Source organism: Streptomyces sp. NBC_00029, assembly GCF_045160505.1.
Classification (GTDB): Bacteria; Actinomycetota; Actinomycetes; order Streptomycetales; family Streptomycetaceae; genus Streptomyces.
Genome location: NZ_CP108292.1, coordinates 8136573 through 8155074, shown reverse-complemented (window position 1 = coordinate 8155074; position 18502 = coordinate 8136573). Strand labels below are relative to the sequence as shown.

Sequence of the window (18502 nt, the reverse complement as noted above, 5' to 3'; positions counted from 1 at the left end):
CTCCGCTTCGGTCGTTCAGTCGTTCGGGCGTTCTCCGTGGAGGACGCCACCTGGGCTGAATCGGTTCTCCGCGGGCCCTGCCCCCCATCGGCTCAGGCCCTCGCGGACGTGGGGCGCCACGGACTCAGAGCGCCACGCGCCCAGCCGGTACGGAGAGTTCGGCACTCCCGACGGCACCTCCACCCGCAGCGGCACCGGCACCCGTACCGGCGGCGGGCGCCCGGGTGAGCAGGAGCACCCCGCGCGCCGCCAGGAAGGCTCCGGCCCCCGCCAAGAGCAGCCCCGCCACTCCGCCCTGCAGCCGCTCGCCGAGCAGGACCATGCCGATGGCGGCCGCGGCCAGCGGATTGGCCAGGTTCACCACGGCGAGCGGGGCGCCGAGTCCGCCGCGGTAGGCCCGCTGCGACAGCAGCATCCCGCCGACCGCGAACACCACGACGAGCAGGGCCACCGAGACGACCCGGAAGCTGAGCAGGGCTCCGCCGCGGCCGGCCGCCACGGCAACCGTCTGGGTCAGGGCGGAGGCCGCCGCGGAGGCCAGGCCCGACGCGGTCGCGTGGCGCAGTCCCGCCCCCGGGTCCTTGGCCGCGGTCAGCATCAGGATCACGGCGGTCGTCGCCCCGGAGACAGCCAGTGCCTCGACCAGCGTGAGGGTGTCGTCGGGGGCCGGCCCGGAGGCCGGGAGCAGGAGCAGGCCGAGCCCGGCGACGGTGGCCAGGGTGCCCCGCCATTCGGTGGCCGCCACCCGGCGGCCGGACCTGCGCGCCCCGAGCGGGACGGCGGCCACCAGGGTGAGGGCGCCGAGCGGCTGCACCAGGGTGAGCGGGCCGTACCGCAGGGCTGCCGCGTGCAGCAGCGCCGCGGCCGCGTTCAGCCCGGCCGACCACCACCAGGCGCCGGAGCCCAGCAGGGCCTTGGCGCTGCGTGCGACGGCGGCCCGGGCGAGCCGTTCCTGGGCCACGGCTGCGGCCGCGTAGGCCACGGCCGACGCCAGGCAGAGGCCGACGGCGAGGGCGGTGTCGTTCATCGCCCGGCCCCTACGGCCACGACCGTGCTCCGCGGGCGCGGCAGGCCTCGTACGGGGGTGCCGGAGCCGGTCTCCGAGCCCGTTTCCGGGTCCGGACCGGAGCCCCTGCCCGGGTCGTCGCCCGCGCGCGGCCGCGGGACGAACAGCAGGGCCGCCCCGAGGAGGGCGGCGGCGACGACGGCGTCGAGCCAGTAGTGGTTGGCCGTGCCGACTATCACGAGCAGGGTCAGCAGCGGGTGCAGCAGCCACAGCGGGCGCCAGCGCGAGGAGGTGGCGGCGATCATGCCGAGCGCGAGCATCAGCGCCCAGCCGAAGTGCAGTGAGGGCATGGCGGCGAACTGGTTCGCCAGGGTGTCCTCGGCCGGCGCGGCCCGGTAGACGCTGGGCCCGTAGACCTGCGCCGTGTCGATGAGCCGCGCGGCGCCGAGCAGTCGCGGGGGTGCGAGCGGAAAGGCCAGGTGCAGGGCGAGGGCGGCGCCGGTGAGCCCGGCGAGGACGCGGCGCGCCCACAGGTAGTGGGCGGGGCGGCGGACGTAGAGCCAGATCAGGAAGAGCGCGGTCGCGGGGAAGTGGACACCCGCGTAGTAGGTGTTGGCGGTGGTGACGAGGGCGTCCCCGTGCAGCAGCAGCCGCTGGACCGCGCCTTCGCCGGGCAGGTGCAGGGCGCGCTCGGCGTCCCATATTCGTGCCGCGTTGCGCAGGGCCTCGTCGGCGCGGTCGGTCGAGAGGAGCCGGCCGGCTTTGTAGACGGTGAACAAGCCCGCGACGAGCAGCAGCTCGCGTACGAGGCGGCGGCGCGCGGCTCTCGGTCCGGCTGCCGGCCCTGCAGGGGTGGGGTAGGAGCTCATCCCCCGGTCTCTCTTCCTGTTGACGCACACAGCGACACGCCAGTGTATCGATACATTCGCGTATCGATACGCCGGTGTACCGATACGCTCGCGTTCCCGTACACTTCTTTCAGTGGAACCTGCCGCCGAGACGCCCTCGAGGAGAGCCGCATCCCATGACGTCGACACCGACCCCCGCGCGTCGCTCCAAGATCACACCGGAGCGTGAGCAGGAGTTCTTCGACGCCGTCCTGGAGCAGCTGCGCGAGCACGGCTACGAGGCCCTGACCATGGAGGGCGTCGCCGCCCGGGCCAGCTGCGGCAAGTCGACGCTCTACCGGCAGTGGAAGACCAAGCCCCGGCTGGTCGCCGCCGCCCTGCGCGCCGGCCGGCGGGGCACGCTCGTCGCCGTGGACACCGGTTCGCTGGCGGGCGACCTGCGCGAGGCCGCCCGGATCGCCGCCGGCACCTCGGGCAGGGACACCCGGCTGACGCAGGCCCTCGGGCACGCCGTGCTCAGCGACGAGGAGCTCCAGGCCGCCCTGCGCGAGGCGCTGGTCGAGCCGGAGCTGGCGGCGTTCGCCGTGATGGTCGGACGGGCCGTGGAGCGCGGCGAGATCGCCGCGGACCATCCGGCCGTGGAGTTCCTGCCTGCACAACTGATGGGTGTGCTCCGCATCCGGCCGGTACTGGAGGGGCGGTACGCGGACGCCGACTACCTGGTCCGGTTCGTCGACGCCGTGATGCTCCCGTCCCTGGGCCTCGCGCCCTCCGGCCCCACCCGGCCCCCGGCCGGTCAGGCCCCCTGAACCGGCGGGCCGCCGTCCTGATGACCTGACGGCGACCTGCCCGCGCTGCCTCGTGGGGACGGCGGCAGCGCGCCACCCGGATCGGGCGGCGACCACTCACCCCAGGAGTGGCCGCCGCCCGATCTGTACGGATCCCCCGCCGGTCCGGCGGCCCGTCTCAGCGCAGGGCGCCCATGGTCCGGGCGAATTCCTCCGGATCGGCCTCGACTCCGTGCAGCCACGGCTCGAAGGACCAGGCACCCGAGGTGTCGCGGCTGAATTCGGCGACGGTGGCCGCGGTGGCGGCGGACACGGTGGCGAAATCGCCCTGGGCGAGGTCCGTGTGGCCCTCGCGGATCCGGAACCCGGTGCCGGCGATGTCGGCGAAGGTCTTCGCACGGCCCCCGTCACCGGCATCGGCGTTCTGGATGACCACACCGACCACCACGCGGCTCGACCGCGACGCCATCCGGTGCAGCTCGATGGTCATCACCTCGTCGAAGCCGAAGCCCTGGCCGGTATGGCTGTCCCGGTTCAGGGCGATGGTGCCGTCGGGCGACCGGCTGCCGAAGTGCACCAGCTGGACGGGCGCCCCGTGGGGGTCCGCGGCGCCGTAGACCGCGGCCACTATGTCGAGGTCGTTCGCGGGCGTTCCGGCCGGGCTGGGATCCCACCGGAGGGCGAACTCCACCTTGGCCAGGCCCTTGCGCACACCGGTCATCGAACTCCCCCTTCACTCACGGGCATTGCCCGTTCATGATCCCACGAGCCCCCGGGCCCGGGCCGAACGATCGTACGTTCCCGGCCAGTTCGGCCGGCCGAACCGCGCCCACCCGGTCCGGCGGGCCGCCGGGCGGCGGACGTACGCGTGCCTCACATTCGGGAAACCGGAGAGTGCGGATGAAAGGGATTTACACCCCTTCGCCCAAGAGCAGCAGATTCCCATGCACCTGCACCGGACCCGCTCCCGCGCCTGCCCTTTTCACCCGCCCCGCGCCAGGCCGGCCGCAAGATCTGCAGCACAACCGGATCGTTATCCTCAAGTTTTCCTCAAATGTAGTGACGCTGTGCCCGTCCGCTTCCTAGCTTCCTCGTACACGCGTCCCGACGTCCCCGTTATTCGCGCGGTTCCACACGCCTCCGGCGATCCCGGTGACGCGTCCCGCGTTCCTCAGGAAAGAGTGCAGCATGAAGGTTCCCCAGGCCGGTGCGGTCGCCGCAGTGATCGCAATCGCCCTGACCGCCTCCGGGTGCGTCGGTGACGAGGACCAGGGGGCCGGGACCCTTTCGATCGGGATCAAGTTCGACCAGCCCGGTATCGGTATGCGGGAGACCGACGGCACCTTCACCGGTTTCGACGTGGACGTCGCCACTTATGTGGCCAAGGAACTCGGCTACAAGCCCGACAAGATCGAATTCAAGCAGGTCTACAGCAATGACCGTGAGCTGCTCCTGCAGTACAACGAGGTCAAGTTTGTCGTGGCGAGCTATTCGATCAACGACAAGCGCAAGGAGAAGGTCGACTTCGCCGGCCCGTACTTCGTCGCGCACCAGGACCTGCTGACCCGCGCCAACGACGCGTCGATCACCAAGCCCGAGGACCTCAATTCCAAGAGCCTGTGTTCGGTGAGCGGCTCCACCTCCGCCGAGAACCTCCGCAAGAACCTCGCCCCCAAGGCGGGCCTGCTGGAGCTCGGCGGCTACTCGGACTGCGTCGTCGCCCTCCAGGACAGCCGGGTCGACGCCATGACCACGGACAACTCCATCCTGGCCGGATACGCCGCCCGCAAGGGCAACGAGGGCAAGTTCAAGCTGCTCGGCCAGAACCTGAGCAACGAGAACTACGGCATCGGCGTCAAGAAGGGCAACAAGGACCTCCAGCGCAAGATCAACGACGCGCTGAAGAAGATGGTCTCGGACGGCGCCTGGGAGGCTGCCGTGAAGAAGAACTTCGGTCCGGGCTACAAGTACGAGCCGGCTCCGCCGGTGGCCCCCGTCGGCTGACGATCGCCGCGGCGGTGACGCCCGCCCGTCTGGCCTGAAATAGGCCCCCGCCCCACGATGTGACGGCCGTGACCCCGCCCATGGGGTCACGGCCGCCCGCGTGATCCCGCTCAGACCACCGGAGCCTTGCTCCGCAGTACGGTCAGGAACTCCCTCATCCAGCGCGAGTGGTCGGGCCACGCCCTGGCCGAGACCAGCGTGCCGTCGACCACGGTCTCGGAGTCCTCGAACTCGGCGCCGGCCGCCTTCATGTCCAGCTCCAGTGCCGGGTAGGCGGTCACCCGGCGGCCGGTCAGCCCCCCGGCCGCCGCGGTGATGAGCGGGCCGTGGCAGATCTGGGCGATCGGCTTGTCCGATTCCGCGAAGGCGGCCAGGATCCGGCGCACCTCGGGATCGTTGCGCAGGTACTCCGGCGCCCGGCCGCCCGGGACGACCAGGGCCGCGTAGTCCTCGGTGACCACGTCGACGAAGGCCAGATCGGCGGGCCAGGTGTAGCCGGGCTTCTCGGTGTAGGTGTCGAAGCCGTCCTCGAAGTCGTGGACCACGAACCGCAGCTTCTTCACCTGCGGCGCCGCGATGTGGACCTCGTACCCCTCCTCGCGCAGGCGCTGGTACGGATACAGCACTTCCAGCGATTCGGCCGCGTCGCCGGTCACGATGAGGATCTTCACTGCCATGGGCTGCTCCCGATAGGGCTGGTCATGGTGGGTCCGGCCCCGCCGGGGGCCATCGCTACCCTGCCCGCGGCGGGTGGCCGGCACACACGAAGATCCGCAGTCCCGACACATGGTCTTCATCTGTTCGGCACATGACAATGTGACCCTCGCACTGCCACTGACACTCCGCCAATTCCCCGGGCGGGGACGGTGCGTTTGGAGAGGTACCCCCCACCAGATGAAGATCTCGCGCGTCACCCCCTGGGCGGCCGGCCTCGCCGCCGTCGCCCTGTTCGCCGTCCCGGCGGCCGCGTCCGCCGGCCAGCAGCCGGCAGCGGCCCCCGAGAACCCGACGGCCGCCGCGGCCGACCCGTACAGCGCATACACCGACTACGCCGACTACTACGCGGGCGCCCAGGGCAAGACGGGGCCCGCCCTGAAGAGCGCACTGCACGACATCATCAAGACCCAGTCCAAGGTGAGCTACGACGGCGTGTGGAACGCCCTGAAGGTGACGGACCAGGATCCGGCGAACGCCAACAACGTCATCCTGCTCTACTCCGGCCGCTCCCAGTCCAAGGCGACGAACGGCGGCGGGTCCAACGACTGGAACCGCGAGCACGTCTGGGCCAAGAGCCACGGCGACTTCGGCACAGCCACCGGCCCGGGCACCGACCTGCACCACCTGCGCCCCGAGGACGTCACCGTCAACAGCACCCGCGGCAACAAGGACTTCGACAAGGGCGGCAGCCCGGTCGGCGAGGCGCCGGGCAGCCTGACCGACGGAGACTCCTTCGAGCCGCGCGACGCCGTCAAGGGCGATGTGGCACGGATGCTGCTCTACATGGCCGTCCGCTACGACGGCGGCGACGGCTTCGCGAACCTGGAGCTGAACGACCAGGTCAACAACGGCTCCGCCCCGGCCCACGGGCGGATCAGCCTGCTGAAGCAGTGGAACCAGATGGACCCGCCGGACGCCTTCGAGCAGCGCCGCAACCAGGTCATATTCGATGTGTACCAGCACAACCGGAACCCGTTCATCGACCACCCGGAGTGGGTCAACTCCATCTGGTGACCGCCGCCGCCGGTCACGGCGTCCTGCGGGGGTTGGGCCGCGTCAGGCCGGGTATTCCCAGGCCAGAGGCTGCGATCCGCGCCCGACGGCAGCAGCCGGCGGAGGTACGTCGTGATGGACGGAGCCGGACTCTCCGATCGTGAGCAGCGCGCCCTCTCCGCGATCGAGGCCGAACTCAAGGGTGACCGTTCGCTCGACCGGATCCTGCGGTCCACGTCGCACCGACGTCATCGCACCGTGGCGGCCTGGCTGCTCGGTGCGGTGGCGGTGGCCCTCTTCGTGGCGGCCTCGGTCACCGTGTCCCGGCTCCTGCTCTGGGCCTTCGCCGCCGTGTGGACGGCGGCGGCCCTGCTGGCGCTGCCGCTGGTCACTCAATGGCTCCGGCGTCGCGGGCAGGGCCGCGGGCGCACCGGGCAGCTGTAGGGGCCGTAGGAGCCGTAGGATCCGTCCGCGGTCATGGCCGCCGGTCCGGGGCCGTCCGTGAACGGCGGCGCCCCTCCCCCCCGGGCCCCTCAGAGCCGGTCGGCGAGCGCCTTGAAGTCGGCCCAGGGCAGCTGGGGCGTGCGGGAGTCCCACACCTTCTGCGAGAGCGCGGCCAGCGGTGTCCGGATGCCCTGGGCCACCTGGGCCTGGGTCTGGGCGTTGGCGAGGTCGCTCCAGACGGCGAGGCGCGCGCCCAGGATCTGCGGCCCGTACGAGGCCGGGACGGGGGTCGTGCCGCGCAGGACGAGCGGGGTCCACTGTTCGTAGATCCGCTTCCCGGTGGGGTACGTGAACTGGTTGGGCTCCCCCAGCACGTAGTACAGGAACTCGTCGTTGAGGTTGACGACCTTGCGGCCCTCGCGCAGGTACTCCAGCGGCGGCCGGGCGCCCGTCTCCTTACCGGTCCAGTACTCGACCTGGATGTCCTTGGCGGCGCTCGTCACCCCGCCCGCGAAGAACCCGTCGTTCCACGCCTTGAGCGCCTTCCCCGACGGCCGGACGACGTCCGCGCGGTCGTTCAGCCAGCCCGTCGCCAGGTCCTGGACCCGCGCCGAGGGCCCGTACCGCTGCTGGGCGGCGCGGGCGAGCTGGGGGAAGGAGGCCTGCGGGTCGCGGTAGACCAGGGCCTGGTACTCGTCGGCGCCCAGGTGCCAGGCCTGTCCCGGGAAGAGCGGAATGTACTCGCGCAGCAGCTCGTCCACGAGCTTGGCGGACGCCGGGTTCGATATGTCGACGGCGCCCTTGACCGCCCGGCCCTGCGTGTCGCGGAGCTGGAGGTCGGGGTGGGCGCGCAGCACCGCGCCGAGGTGGCCGGGCGAGTCGATCTCGGGGACCACCGTGATGTGCAGCCGGGCGGCGAGCGCGTTGATGTCGCGGACCTGGGCCTTGGTGAGGTGCGGGGTGGAGACGATCTCGGGGTGCGTGTCGGACTGGATCCGGAAGGCCTGGTCGTCGGAGAAGTGCAGGCCCAGCTGGTTGAGCTTGAGGTCGGCCATCTCCCGCAGCCGGTCCTTGATCCACTCGGGGGTGAAGTGCTTGCGCGCTATGTCCAGGTTGAGGCCGCGCTGCGGTTTGGCGGGGGCGTCGCGCACGGTGCCCTCGGGGGCCGATCCGGCGCTCTTCACCGCCTGCTTGAGGGTGCGGGTGCCGTAGAAGACCCCGGCCTGGTCGGGTCCGTTGATGCGGACGCGGCCGTCCTTGACGTCGAGGGTGTACGACTCGGGACCTCCCGCCGCCCCGGCGTCCAGGGACAGTTCCACGTCACCGGCGCGCGGCGCCGCCGACTCTCCGTACCCGATGCGCAGTTCACCGGCGAGCAGCTTCGCCTCGTCCGACAGTGCGGCGGTGTCGTCCGGTGCGACGACGACACGGGCGTCGGGGGCGGGCTTCCAGCCGGGGCCGCGCGCGGGCACGTGCTCCCGGACCGCCGGGATGGTGCGCGGGGCCGTGGACAGGGCGTGGGTCGGGCTGGGTGTGGGAGTGGGGGCGGCCTCGGCCGGGGCGGCCGCCGTGGTGCGGGCGGCGGTGGTGGAGGAGGAGTCCCTGGCGCCCGGGGTGCGCACCTCGTCCGAGGCGGCCGTGCAGCCCGGGAGGGCAAGGGTGACCAGCGCGGCGACCGTGGCCGTCGCGATGACGTGGACCCTCTTGTTCCGCCTCGGTTTGCTCATCATGTGCCTGTTTCCCCCGTACCAACCTGGCACGGGGGACACGGGCGCGCGACCCGGCGGCCTCAGACAAGGGCTTCCAGCGCGGCGGCGGCGAAGCGGTGGTCCTGGTCGGGGGCGCCGCCGCCGACGCCGACGGCGCCGATGAGACGGCCCTCGCGGTGGACCGGCAACCCGCCCGCGATGAACAGCAGCGGGCGGTCGAGGGCCGTGGGCAGCGTGTGGAAGGGGCCACCGGGCAGGACGGCCTCGACGAGGTCGGCGGTGGGCGCTTTCAGCTGGAGCGCCGTGTAGGCCTTGCGGGTGCTGGTCTCGCCGGAGATCAGCACGGCGCGGTCGTCGCGGCGGAAGGCGAGCAGGTGGCCCCCGGCGTCGAGGACGGTGACGCTGACGCTGACCCCGGCCGCTTGGGCGGCGGACGCGGCGGTGGCGACGAGCAGGTCGGCGTCCTCGGTGGTCAGGGGGGCGACGGCGGTGCGTGTGGGGGTGGGGGTGGACACGGGGTGTTTCTCCTTGCGGGGGGGGTGCCTACGCGCGATCGGGAGGGACCGGTGGATGGATCAGTGGCGGGCGGGGACGGCCTCGGACGGCCCGGGCGCTCCGGCCGCCACGACGGCGCCGCGCTCGGGCCCGTCGCCGCGCTCGCCCCGGGCCGGGCGTCCCGCCGTGCGGCGTTCCAGTGCGCCGGAGACGAGGGCGAGCACCAGGGCGGAGGCGGCCAGGGCCGCGCCGACCCAGTTGGGGGCGGTCCAGCCGAGGCCGGCGGTGATCACGAGTCCGCCGAGCCAGGCGGCGAGGGCGTTGCCGAGGTTGAAGGCGCCGATGTTGACGGCCGAGGCCAGGGTGGGTGCCCCGGCGGCCTGGTCGAGGACGCGCTTCTGGAGCGGCGGCACGGTGGCGAAGCCGAGGGCGCCGATGAGGACGACGGTGACGGCGGCGCCGGCCTTGGTGTGTGCGGTGAGGGTGAAGACGGCGAGGGTGACGGCGAGGGCGCCCAGGGCCACGTACAGCATCGGCATCAGTGCGCGGTCGGCGTACCGGCCGCCGATGAGGTTGCCGGCGACCATGCCCAGGCCGAAGAGGACGAGGAGCCAGGTGACGGAGGAGTCGGCGAAGCCGGCGACGTTGGTCATCATCGGGGTGATGTAGGTGATCGCGGCGAAGACTCCGCCGAAGCCGAGGACGGTCATCGCCATCGCGAGCAGCACCTGGACGTTGCGGAAGGCGGCGAGCTCGCGGCGGATCCGCACGCCGCCCTCGGGGCTGGGCAGATCGGGGACCAGCCGGGCGATGCCGAGCAGACCGGCCACGCCGAGCGCGGCGACGATCAGGAAGGTGACGCGCCAGCCGATGGTCTGCCCGACGAAGGTGCCGAGCGGGACGCCGACGACGTTGGCGACCGTCAGTCCCGTGAACATCATGGCGATCGCGCCGGCCTTCTTCTCGGGGGCGACGAGTTCGGCGGCGACGACCGCGCCGATGCCGAAGAAGGCGCCGTGGGCGAGTGAGGCGACGACGCGGCCCGCGAGCATGAAGCCGAAGACGGGGGCCAGGGCGGAGAGCACGTTGCCCGCGATGAAGAGGCCCATGAGCAGCATCAGCATGCGCTTGCGGGGGATCCTGGTGCCGAGCACGGTCATCAGCGGCGCGCCGAGGACGACGCCGAGGGCGTAGCCGGTGACCAGGAAGCCCGCGGTGGGGATCGAGACCCCGTACGTGCCGGCGACCTCGGGGAGCAGGCCCATGATCACGAATTCGGTGGTGCCGATCCCGAAGGCCCCGACGGCGAGGGCGAGGAGTGCGAGAGGCATGGGGGAGGTGTCCTTCAGGGGAGGAGGTGGTGCGGGGGCGGGCGCCGACATGACGCAATTGGTTGCGCTCGCCACTTGCATGCGTCCACATTAATTGCAGACGCGGGATATTTGCAAGCGCGGGCTATTGCGCATGTGGACTATCCTGGTGGACACAGACCCAGCCCGGGACGCTTCGATGGAGGAGCCCATGACGGCCACGGACAGCGCGCTCACCGCCCTCTCCCAGGGCTGGTGCGCCCTCTCCCTCCTGCACGGGCGGATCGAGGCGCACATCGAACGGGCCCTGCAGGCCGGGCACGGCCTCAGCGTGCGCGAGTACTCGCTGCTCGACGTCCTCAGCCGCCAGCACAGCGGACCGGGCGGGCACCTGCGCATGCACCAGGTCGCCGAATCGGTGGTCCTCAGCCAGAGCGCGACGACCCGGCTGGTCAGCAGGCTGGAGGACCGCGGCCTGCTGAACCGCTACATCTGCGACACCGACCGGCGGGGCATCTACACCGACGTGAGCGAGGCGGGCCTGGCCCTCCTGGCCGCGGCCCGCCCCACCAATGACACCGCGCTGCGCGAGGCCCTCGACGCGGCCTCGCGCAAGCCGGAACTCGCCCCGCTGGTGGCGGCGGTGGAGAACCTCCGCCGCTGAGGGCCGGACGCCGGGCGACGAGCTACGGGCGCCCGGCACCAACCGGCGCTCCTTCGACGACAGGACCTAGCGCGAGGCCGATGCCGACGGCGGTGAGGGCGTCACGGAGGCGCCTCGCGCGCCGGACGGGCTCGCCGACGGGCTCGCCGATCCCGGCGACCGGGGAGAGCCCGTGGCCGACGGGCTCCCCGACCGGGAGGGGGACGAGGAAGCGGACGGGCTCCCCGAGGAGTCCACGCCCGGGTTGGGCCGCCCGGATCCGGACGGCGCCGGAGTCGGCGACTTCGAGTGCTCCGAGGACGGGCCGGGGGCCGTGATCCTCGGTGGAGTGGCCGGCAGCCCCGGGCCCGGCGACGCGTCCGGGGCCAGCAGCAGGTAGCCGACCCCGGCGGCTGCGGCGGCCGCCACCAGGCCCGCCAGCGGCAGCGCGAACCTCCGCAGCCCGGCCATCGGCAGCCGTCCGGCCCGCGCCCCCGGCGGATCCGCGGGCCGCAGTCCACGGACGTCGATGCTGTCCGCGCGTGCGTCGAGTGCCTGCCGCAGCCTGCGCTCGACGGGACGCTCGGCGAGGCGTTCGCCGTCACCCGTCATATCCGTCCCTCCAGAATCTTCTCCAGGGAGTCCAGGCCGCGGCTCGCGTTGGACTTCACGGCTCCCCGGCTGATCCCGAGGGTGGTCGCGATCTCCGCCTCGCTGAGATCGGCCCAGTACCGCAGCACCAGGACCTGGCGGCGGCGCGGCGTGAGCCGGCCGAGCGCGGCGAGCACCTCGCGGTGCGCCTCGTCCAGGACCACGCGGTCCTCGGCGGACGGAATGTCGGCCGCCACGGGCGGGGTCCAGGCCCGGGCGGTGCGCCTGCGGCGCAGCACGGAGCGCGAGGTGTTGACCACCGCGGTGCGCAGGTAGCCCAGGGCGTTGTCGACCTCGGTGATCTGTTCCCCGTGCCGCCGGTAGAGGGCGGTGAAGGCGTCCTGGACCACGTCCTCGGCGGTGGCCAGGTCGTCGACGAGCAGCACCGCCAGCCGGACCATCCGCAGCCGGTGCGCGTGGTAGAGCTCGGTGACGGTGGGCGGCCGCAGGTCGGCGTGGACCGTGTGGTCGTGCGGGTACGAGGACCCGTACGGGCCGCCGTACGGCCGCGGGGAGACGGGCGGGGCGGACCGCTCGCGCCGCAGCAACGACCACAGGCCCCGCCACCCCCGGCCGAAGCCGGGCGTGAGGGGGCCGACGTGTGGTGCGAGTTGGAGCACGGGGTTCCTCAGCTGTTCGCGCGGCGCCGCACGGCGTACAGGGCTCCCGCGCCGGCCAGGACCAGACCGGTGGCCCCCGCTCCCATGGCGACGGTGGTCGCCGAGGAGCCAGTATGCGCGAGCTCCGGGGTGCCGGGGGCGGCGGCCGGCTCGGAGGGCGACGCGCTGGGGCGGACGCTCGACCCCGGGGCCGACGGACTGGCGCTGGGGGCGGCGCTGGGGGACGCGCTCCTCGTGTCCGATCCCGCGCTCGGCGGGGTGCTCACCGACGGGGAGGGCTTGGCCACGCCCGCGCTGGGTGAGGCACTCGCGGGCACGCTGACGGCCGGGGAGGGCGCGGCCGCGCCACCGCCGGCGGCGAAGGCCGGGCCGGCGAGGGCGACGGCCACCCCGGCGGCGGCAGCGGTGACGGCCGTCCGGCGGAAGGCCGGGTGGACGCGCTTCAGGTTCTTCACGGTGGTTCTCCACGGTCGGGTCGGGGGCGCGGGACCACGCCCTTCACCCCCGCACGACGCGCGACCCCCCGGGAGGTTGCCGCCGCTTCGGAAGAACTTTCCGGCCGCTTTCCGGAAGGACACCCGCAAGGGCCGTGGCCAGGACCGCGATGCCCTCCTCGATCTCACCGGCCGGGCCCGCCGCGTAGCCGAGGACCAGGCCCGGCGGGCCCGGCCGGACTCGGTGCCAGGACAGCGGGTGGGTCTTGACGCCCAGGGCCAGGGCCGCCGAGGCAAGGGCGGTGTCCTCGAATCCGGCTCCCTCGAAGGTGACCATCAGGTGCAGTCCGGCCGCGGCGCCGTGCACCCGGGCGCCGGGCAACAGCTCGGTGACCGCCCGGAGCATGACGTCACGGCGACGGCGGTGGCGGCGCCGGACGAAGCGCAGATGCCGCTCCAGATCACCGGAGTCCATCAGCCGGGCCAGGACCAGCTGGGCGAGGACCGGGTTGCCGAGGTCGGCGTAGCGCTTGGCGGCGGTCACGGCGTCGAGCAGGCGCGGCGGGACCAGCAGCCATCCCAGGCGAAGGGCGGGGGCGAGGAGTTTGGACACGCTCCCCGCGTAGCAGACCCCCTCGGGCAGCAGGGCGCGCAGGGCGGGGACGGGGGCGCGGTCGTAGCGATGCTCGGCGTCGTAGTCGTCCTCGATGACCAGTCCCCCGGCGGCCGCCCAGCCGAGCAGGTCCCGGCGGCGCTCGCCGTCGAGGACGACCCCGGTCGGGAACTGGTGCGCCGGTGTGAGCAGGACGGCGCCGGCCCCGCTCGCCCGGAGCCCGGCCACGTCCAGCCCGGCCCCGTCGACCCGTACGGGGACCGTCTCCAGCCGCCCGTACTCCAGTTGCTGCCGGGCGCCGAGCGAGCCGGGGTCCTCGACCGCGACCCGGTGCACGCCCTCCTCCCGCAGGACGTGCGCCAGCAGCGCCAGCGCCTGGGCCACGCCCGCGACGACGACCACCTCGTCGGGGTCGGCGCGGATCCCCCGGTTCCGGGCCAGCCAGCCGACGACCGCCTCGCGGAGCGCGGGCGCGCCCTGGGGGTTCCCGTAGCCGAAGTCCGCCGAGGTGAGCGCGCCGAGCACCCGGCGCTCGGCCTGCAGCCAGGCGGTACGCGGGAAGGCGGTGAGGTCGGGCACCCCGGGCGAGAGGTCGATCCGGCACGGTACGGCGCGCAGGGCGTCCACCGGCCCGCCGCGCGCGGGGGCGGCAAAGGGGGCGGAAGGGGTGGGGGCGGAGACGGGTGGTGGGGCGGCGACGACCACGGTGCCGCCCCGGCCCCGCCCGCTGACCTGGCCGCTCTCCGCGAGGCGCTGGTAGGCCTCGGTGACGAGCCCGCGGGAGACGCGCAGTTCGGCGGCGAGGACGCGGCTGGCCGGGAGCCGGCTGCCGACCGGGAGGGTGCCGTCGGCGATGGCGGCCCGCAGCCGGCCCGCGAGCCATTCGGTACGGCCGCCGGGCGGGACCGGACCCACGTCGAGCTGGAGGAAGTCCGAACCGCTCGGACTTTTGGACCCCTCGGAGGCACCCTCATTGGACCTGCTCATGGGGCCATTGTGCGGCCACGCTGGATCGCATGCACTCACCCCGCGCCTCTGCCTCCGGCTCCGTACCCACCGCCGGCCCCGTCCCCTCCCCCGGCTACGGCTCCGCATCAGACTCCGGTGCCGCGCCCGCCTCCACGGCGCTCCGGGACCTGGCGCCGGGCATCGCCGGGATGGCACTGGTCGGCAGCAGCGTCACGGTCTCGCGGGCGCTCGTCGACGCCCCGCTGTTCGCCACCCAGGCTGTCCGGTACACGGCCGCCGCGCTGCTGCTGTTCGCCCTGGCCCGGGCCGCCCGGGTGCCGGTCCACCTGCCGCGCGGCCGGGAGTGGCTGTGGCTGGCGGGGATCGCGGCGGCCGGGCTGGTGCTGTTCAACGTGGCCGTGGTCCGCGGGGTGGCGCATGCCGAACCGGCCGTCATCGCCGTCGCGGTGGCCTCCGTACCGATTCTGCTGGGTCTGATCGGGCCCGTACTGGAGGGGCGGCGGCCCAGCCGTCGGGTGCTGCTGGCGGCTCCGGTCGTGGTGGCCGGGGCGGTACTGGTCGAGGGGACGGGCCGGACGGACGCCGCCGGGGTCGCCTGGGCGGCGCTCGCGCTGGGCTGCGAGGCGGCGTTCACCCTGCTCGCGGTGCCGGTGCTGCGTCGGCACGGCGCGTGGGGTGTGTCCGTGCACGCGGTGTGGCTGGGGGCGCTGATGCTGGTGGGGCTCACGGTCCTCTTCGAGAGCCCGGCCGAGGTGACCTCGCTCGATCGGTCGCAGTGGGCGGCGGCCGCATACCTCGCCGTCATGGTGACGGCGGTGGCCTTCCTGCTCTGGTACCGCACGGTGGCCGCCGTGGGCGCGGGCCGCGCCGGGCTGCTGACCGGGATCGCTCCCTTGGCCGCGGCCGGTGCCGGGGTCCTCGCGGGCAGCGGGGTCCCGGGCCCGACGGTGTGGGTGGGTCTGCTGGTGGTGATCGTGGGGCTGGCCGCGGGCCTGCGTCCGGAACGTGCCCCGTCGGCGGACGCGCGGGAGCCCCGCACCGACCGGGCTCCCGCGTCCCCTTGAGGCGCCCGGCGGGCCGGTGACGAGGATCCGGCCCGCGTCAGCCGCCTGTCCGGGCGGCAGGCGGGGACGGCGGGGGCGGTCCGCTCCCGCGCACGGCAGTCCGTACCGGGCGCGGCCGGCGTCCGGTCACACGCTCCGGCGCGCGTAGCAGAAGAGGTGCTCCTCGGGGCCCGCCCGGTCGTCGGCGGGCTGGAAGTGCGCGGTGTGGTGGTGCAGCACCTCCAGGCCGCGGTCGGCGAGCCTGGCCAGGTGGTCCGCCGTGGAGAGGCTGCTGACGGTGACCTCGTGGCCCATCCACTCGATGTCCAGGCCCCGGATGTCCCCCGGCACCGTGGCCATCACGAAGTACCCGCCCGGGGCGACCCAGGACGCCATGCGGTCCAGTGCTCCGGCGACCTCGGGCTGGTCCATCACCAGGAGCGGGAAGAAGGAGCAGACGGCGTCGAAGCCGGCCCGCCGGGGCGTGTATGTGCGTACGTCGGCCTGTTCGAAGTTCGCCTGCGGGACTCTGGCGCGGGCCAGTTCGACCATGGCCGCCGACACGTCGATACCGGTGACGGCGCAGCCGGCCCGGACCAGCGCCTCGGCGGTGGGCCGTCCCGTGCCGCTGCCCACGTCCAGCACCCGCGCCCCGGCGGGCAGTCGGGCGGTGAGCCAGTCAAGTGCCGCCAGCTGACCGGGCACTCGGCCGAACACTTCCTCGTAGCGCTCCCCCAGCTCGTCGAACACGTCTGCCGCCGACTTGCGTTGACTCATCGGGCCGCCCCTTCGTCTCGGGCGACCACCGTACCGGCCGGTGCGGTGGCGGGCGACGCCCCCGTTAGGATCTGGTGCCAGTGATCATCAAGGGGGAGCCCATGTCCAACGCCGACGCCGCCGTACTGAAACCGCTCGGACCGGAGGATCCGCAGGAGATCTCCGGATACCGGCTGCTCGCGAAGATCGGTGAGGGCGGCATGGGCTCCGTCTACCTCTCGCGGACCCGGGGGAACCAGCCGGTCGCCCTGAAGGTCATCCGCCGGGAGTTCGCCCAGGAGCAGGACTTCCGGGTCCGCTTCGAACGTGAGGTGCAGGCGGCCCGCCGGGTGCAGGGCTACCACATCGTGCCGGTCCTCGACCACGACACCAGCGGTGAACAGCCCTGGCTGGCGACCGCGTTCGTGCCGGGCCTGGCGCTCGACGACGCCCTCGCCACCCACGGCCCGCTGCCGCTGCCCGCGATGTTCCAGCTGATCGGCTGCACGGCGCAGGCCCTGCACTCCGTCCACGCCGCCTCGGTGGTGCACCGCGATCTGAAGCCGAGCAACATCCTGCTCGGTTCGAACGGCCCCTGGGTGATCGACTTCGGGATCGCACGGGCCACCGACACCACCCAGCTGACGCGCAGCGGCGGGTTCATCGGGACGCCCCAGTACATGTCGCCCGAGCACGCGCTCGGCCGCACGGTCACCCCGGCGACCGATGTCTTCGCCCTCGGGCTGATCGCCGCGGTCGTGGCCACCGGCCGCCACCCGTACGGCGACGGGGCGGGCCTGTCCATCGCCGCGGCGATAGCCAACACCCCGCAGCAGGCGCCGGATCTGACCGGCTACCCGGAGCCGCTGCGACAGCTGCTGGAGCGCTGCCTGCACGCCGACGCCGAGCAGCGGCCGCGCCCGGCCGAGCTCGCGGAGTGGTGCGGCCGAGTGGCGGGACGGGACCTGCGCGACTTCAACGGGTGGCTGCCCGGGCCGCTGGCCGCGGAGATCGCCCGCCGCGAGCAGTCGGCGCAGGCACAAGCCCAGGCGCAGGCTCCGTCCACGACTCCGGCCCCGGCCCCGGCCCCGGCGCCTGCCGCCGCGCCTGCCCCGGCGTCGGCTCGGACCCCGCCCCCGCCCCCGGCGTACGCGCCCACGCAGGCCTCCGGGCCGGTCCCCATGGCCTACGCGCCGACCCAGGCCCCGGTGTACGGCGCGCCCACCGCCGCCGCCACCGCACCGGCCTATGCCCACTCCTCCGCCCACGCCGCTCCGGCGGCGCCCGCGCCCGCTCCCCCGGCGCGCCGAAGCCGCGTACCCCTGGCCGTGGGTGCGGGAGTCCTGGCCGTCGCCGTCGCCGCGGGCGGTACCTGGTACCTGACGCGCGAGGAGGACAAGGGCGCGAAGCAGACGGCGGACGCCCCGAAGGACTCCGCGGCGCCGGTGGCGCAGGCCGACGGCCGGACCCCCTCGGCGTCCGCCTCGGCGTCGGCCTCGCCCTCCGGTCGCACCTACACCGCGGTGTTCAAGGACAGGCCCTTGAAGCTCCTGGCACCCAGGGAGTTCGGCAAGGTCAACGACGTCGACCTCGACTTCCCCAAGGTGGCCACCTCCGACGAGATCGGCTGGAAGGACCGGGAACTGGCCATGGGCTTCGAGGACATCAAGAACGGAACCTCGTTCGGCAAGAGCAAGGGTGCCACCCCCGAGGCGTGCGAGACCGGTGCGGCCACCGATCCCATCCCGGACCGCCTGCCGCAGTCCGACCTCAGCGGTGCGGACAGCGCCATCGTCCAGGGCGACCTGCTCTGCACCGTCACGTCCAAGGGCAACCTGGCCATGATCAAGATCGTCGGCGTCGAACCCTCGACGGACAGGCTGCACAAGGTCCCGACGTACCTCACCGAAGTGACGCTCTGGAAGCGGTAGTTGCTGCCGAAGACGGGGCATCGGCCGGTCGGAGTGGCAGGATGCCCGGTCATGGGAACGAGAGACGACAGCGACGAGGCGTACGTCATCGGGCTGTGCGACCGGATCCTCGGCGAGGACGCCCTGCCGCAGCACAGGTTCGACTGGCTGCTGGGCGACCCCGGAACGAGCGGTCGCCGCGCCAGGCTGCCGGTCGACGCCTACTGGCCCGGCCACGAGCTCGTGGTGGAATACCGCGAACTGCAGCACGACCGGCCCGTGCCCCACTTCGACAAGCCGGACCGGCTCACGATCAGCGGCGTTCACCGCGGCGAGCAGCGTGCCCTGTACGACGCGCGGCGCGACGTGGAGATCCCGGCGCACGGGCTGCGGCTGGTCGTCGTCCGCCCCGCCGACCTCGACGCGGACGGCCGCGGCCGTCTGCGCCGCACCGAGCCGGCCGACCTGGCGGCGCTGAGGACGATCCTCGCCCGCGGGAGCGCCGAGGACCGCGGGGAGCGGCGGCCGGCCCCGTGACCGGGCGTCGTG

At 73.5% G+C, this 18502-nt stretch carries 20 protein-coding genes; 8 read left to right on the top strand and 12 right to left on the bottom strand.

Annotated elements, in window-relative coordinates; genetic code table 11:
* Nucleotides 1-124: 124 nt before the first annotated feature.
* Nucleotides 125-1027: a hypothetical protein gene (locus OG753_RS37535; protein WP_327266232.1), complete on the bottom strand. Its 903-nt coding sequence runs from the start codon at nt 1025-1027 to the stop codon at nt 125-127.
* Nucleotides 1024-1875 carry a phosphatase PAP2 family protein gene (locus OG753_RS37530; RefSeq protein ID WP_405791947.1) on the bottom strand — a complete coding sequence of 284 codons (852 nt, stop codon included), beginning with the start codon at nt 1873-1875 and terminating at the stop codon, nt 1024-1026. Before OG753_RS37530 ends, OG753_RS37535 begins: the two co-directional genes overlap by 4 nt.
* 155 nt (nt 1876-2030) lie before the next feature.
* Here OG753_RS37530 and OG753_RS37525 point away from each other — a divergent pair, with 155 nt between their 5' ends.
* A complete protein-coding gene (locus OG753_RS37525; protein ID WP_327266230.1) occupies nt 2031-2663 on the top strand; it encodes a TetR/AcrR family transcriptional regulator in 633 nt (210 codons plus the stop codon).
* 157 nt (nt 2664-2820) lie between these two features.
* On the opposite strand, the gene OG753_RS37520 is transcribed toward OG753_RS37525, so the two are convergent.
* Nucleotides 2821-3363, bottom strand: coding sequence for a TerD family protein (locus OG753_RS37520; RefSeq protein WP_405791944.1), 543 nt, complete (start codon nt 3361-3363; stop codon nt 2821-2823).
* Nucleotides 3364-3830: 467 nt separating this feature from the next.
* Between OG753_RS37520 and OG753_RS37515 the strand changes: the two genes are divergently transcribed.
* Nucleotides 3831-4646, top strand: a complete 816-nt coding sequence (locus OG753_RS37515) for a glutamate ABC transporter substrate-binding protein (RefSeq protein ID WP_327266228.1) — start codon at nt 3831-3833, stop codon at nt 4644-4646.
* A gap of 110 nt (nt 4647-4756) precedes the next feature.
* Here OG753_RS37515 and OG753_RS37510 read toward each other — a convergent pair whose 3' ends face one another.
* Nucleotides 4757-5323, bottom strand: a complete 567-nt coding sequence (locus OG753_RS37510) for a DJ-1/PfpI family protein (RefSeq protein WP_327266227.1) — start codon at nt 5321-5323, stop codon at nt 4757-4759.
* Nucleotides 5324-5540: 217 nt separating this feature from the next.
* Here OG753_RS37510 and OG753_RS37505 point away from each other — a divergent pair, with 217 nt between their 5' ends.
* Complete coding sequence (locus OG753_RS37505) at nt 5541-6377, top strand: endonuclease I family protein (protein ID WP_405791942.1); 837 nt, start codon at nt 5541-5543, stop codon at nt 6375-6377.
* Between the two features lie 114 nt (nt 6378-6491).
* Nucleotides 6492-6800: a DUF3040 domain-containing protein gene (locus OG753_RS37500; protein WP_327266225.1), complete on the top strand. Its 309-nt coding sequence runs from the start codon at nt 6492-6494 to the stop codon at nt 6798-6800.
* Between the two features lie 89 nt (nt 6801-6889).
* Here the strand turns inward: OG753_RS37500 and OG753_RS37495 are convergent, their stop codons facing one another.
* The 3 genes from OG753_RS37495 to OG753_RS37485 are packed head-to-tail and all read right to left on the bottom strand — an operon-like array spanning nt 6890 to nt 10335.
* Nucleotides 6890-8530, bottom strand: a complete 1641-nt coding sequence (locus OG753_RS37495; RefSeq protein ID WP_405791940.1) for a beta-N-acetylhexosaminidase — start codon at nt 8528-8530, stop codon at nt 6890-6892.
* Between the two features lie 59 nt (nt 8531-8589).
* Entirely contained in the window at nt 8590-9024 is a 435-nt protein-coding gene (locus OG753_RS37490) for a heme-binding protein (protein WP_405791938.1), read from the bottom strand.
* Nucleotides 9025-9084: 60 nt separating this feature from the next.
* Nucleotides 9085-10335 (bottom strand): MFS transporter, encoded by a 1251-nt coding sequence (locus OG753_RS37485; protein ID WP_405791936.1) that lies wholly within the window; start codon nt 10333-10335, stop codon nt 9085-9087.
* Between the two features lie 190 nt (nt 10336-10525).
* On the opposite strand from OG753_RS37485, the gene OG753_RS37480 reads away from it, so the two are divergent.
* Entirely contained in the window at nt 10526-10978 is a 453-nt protein-coding gene (locus OG753_RS37480; protein WP_405791934.1) for a MarR family winged helix-turn-helix transcriptional regulator, read from the top strand.
* Between the two features lie 66 nt (nt 10979-11044).
* Here the strand turns inward: OG753_RS37480 and OG753_RS37475 are convergent, their stop codons facing one another.
* Genes OG753_RS37475 through OG753_RS37460 form a run of 4 tightly spaced genes read right to left on the bottom strand, consistent with a single transcriptional unit; the run spans nt 11045 to nt 14262 of the window.
* Complete coding sequence (locus tag OG753_RS37475) at nt 11045-11569, bottom strand: hypothetical protein (protein ID WP_405791932.1); 525 nt, start codon at nt 11567-11569, stop codon at nt 11045-11047.
* Nucleotides 11566-12228, bottom strand: coding sequence for a SigE family RNA polymerase sigma factor (locus OG753_RS37470; RefSeq protein WP_327266220.1), 663 nt, complete (start codon nt 12226-12228; stop codon nt 11566-11568). Before OG753_RS37470 ends, OG753_RS37475 begins: the two co-directional genes overlap by 4 nt.
* Nucleotides 12229-12236: 8 nt before the next feature.
* Entirely contained in the window at nt 12237-12683 is a 447-nt protein-coding gene (locus OG753_RS37465) for an LPXTG cell wall anchor domain-containing protein (protein ID WP_405791930.1), read from the bottom strand.
* A gap of 43 nt (nt 12684-12726) precedes the next feature.
* Nucleotides 12727-14262 (bottom strand): PLP-dependent aminotransferase family protein, encoded by a 1536-nt coding sequence (locus OG753_RS37460; RefSeq protein WP_405791928.1) that lies wholly within the window; start codon nt 14260-14262, stop codon nt 12727-12729.
* A gap of 29 nt (nt 14263-14291) precedes the next feature.
* Between OG753_RS37460 and OG753_RS37455 the strand changes: the two genes are divergently transcribed.
* Nucleotides 14292-15308 carry a DMT family transporter gene (locus tag OG753_RS37455; protein WP_405791926.1) on the top strand — a complete coding sequence of 339 codons (1017 nt, stop codon included), beginning with the start codon at nt 14292-14294 and terminating at the stop codon, nt 15306-15308.
* 126 nt (nt 15309-15434) lie between these two features.
* Here the strand turns inward: OG753_RS37455 and OG753_RS37450 are convergent, their stop codons facing one another.
* Entirely contained in the window at nt 15435-16064 is a 630-nt protein-coding gene (locus OG753_RS37450) for a class I SAM-dependent methyltransferase (protein WP_405791924.1), read from the bottom strand.
* A gap of 101 nt (nt 16065-16165) precedes the next feature.
* Between OG753_RS37450 and OG753_RS37445 the strand changes: the two genes are divergently transcribed.
* Both OG753_RS37445 and OG753_RS37440 read left to right on the top strand, forming a co-directional pair.
* Nucleotides 16166-17974, top strand: a complete 1809-nt coding sequence (locus tag OG753_RS37445) for a serine/threonine-protein kinase (protein ID WP_405791922.1) — start codon at nt 16166-16168, stop codon at nt 17972-17974.
* Nucleotides 17975-18025: 51 nt separating this feature from the next.
* Nucleotides 18026-18490, top strand: coding sequence for a hypothetical protein (locus OG753_RS37440; RefSeq protein ID WP_405791920.1), 465 nt, complete (start codon nt 18026-18028; stop codon nt 18488-18490).
* Nucleotides 18491-18502: the final 12 nt, after the last annotated feature.

Excerpts from the sequence above, each read along its gene's own strand:
- OG753_RS37530 (WP_405791947.1), bottom strand. The coding sequence starts at position 1,875 with ATGAGCTCCTACCCCACCCCTGCAGGGCCGGCAGCCGGACCGAGAGCC.
- OG753_RS37505 (WP_405791942.1), top strand. The coding sequence starts at position 5,541 with ATGAAGATCTCGCGCGTCACCCCCTGGGCGGCCGGCCTCGCCGCCGTC.
- OG753_RS37500 (WP_327266225.1), top strand. The coding sequence starts at position 6,492 with ATGGACGGAGCCGGACTCTCCGATCGTGAGCAGCGCGCCCTCTCCGCG.
- OG753_RS37440 (WP_405791920.1), top strand. The coding sequence starts at position 18,026 with ATGGGAACGAGAGACGACAGCGACGAGGCGTACGTCATCGGGCTGTGC.
- OG753_RS37475 (WP_405791932.1), bottom strand. The coding sequence starts at position 11,569 with ATGACGGGTGACGGCGAACGCCTCGCCGAGCGTCCCGTCGAGCGCAGG.
- OG753_RS37520 (WP_405791944.1), bottom strand. The coding sequence starts at position 3,363 with ATGACCGGTGTGCGCAAGGGCCTGGCCAAGGTGGAGTTCGCCCTCCGG.
- OG753_RS37535 (WP_327266232.1), bottom strand. The coding sequence starts at position 1,027 with ATGAACGACACCGCCCTCGCCGTCGGCCTCTGCCTGGCGTCGGCCGTG.
- OG753_RS37515 (WP_327266228.1), top strand. The coding sequence starts at position 3,831 with ATGAAGGTTCCCCAGGCCGGTGCGGTCGCCGCAGTGATCGCAATCGCC.
- OG753_RS37485 (WP_405791936.1), bottom strand. The coding sequence starts at position 10,335 with ATGCCTCTCGCACTCCTCGCCCTCGCCGTCGGGGCCTTCGGGATCGGC.
- OG753_RS37510 (WP_327266227.1), bottom strand. The coding sequence starts at position 5,323 with ATGGCAGTGAAGATCCTCATCGTGACCGGCGACGCGGCCGAATCGCTG.
- OG753_RS37495 (WP_405791940.1), bottom strand. The coding sequence starts at position 8,530 with ATGATGAGCAAACCGAGGCGGAACAAGAGGGTCCACGTCATCGCGACG.
- OG753_RS37445 (WP_405791922.1), top strand. The coding sequence starts at position 16,166 with ATGTCCAACGCCGACGCCGCCGTACTGAAACCGCTCGGACCGGAGGAT.
- OG753_RS37455 (WP_405791926.1), top strand. The coding sequence starts at position 14,292 with ATGCACTCACCCCGCGCCTCTGCCTCCGGCTCCGTACCCACCGCCGGC.
- OG753_RS37525 (WP_327266230.1), top strand. The coding sequence starts at position 2,031 with ATGACGTCGACACCGACCCCCGCGCGTCGCTCCAAGATCACACCGGAG.
- OG753_RS37460 (WP_405791928.1), bottom strand. The coding sequence starts at position 14,262 with ATGAGCAGGTCCAATGAGGGTGCCTCCGAGGGGTCCAAAAGTCCGAGC.
- OG753_RS37480 (WP_405791934.1), top strand. The coding sequence starts at position 10,526 with ATGACGGCCACGGACAGCGCGCTCACCGCCCTCTCCCAGGGCTGGTGC.
- OG753_RS37450 (WP_405791924.1), bottom strand. The coding sequence starts at position 16,064 with ATGAGTCAACGCAAGTCGGCGGCAGACGTGTTCGACGAGCTGGGGGAG.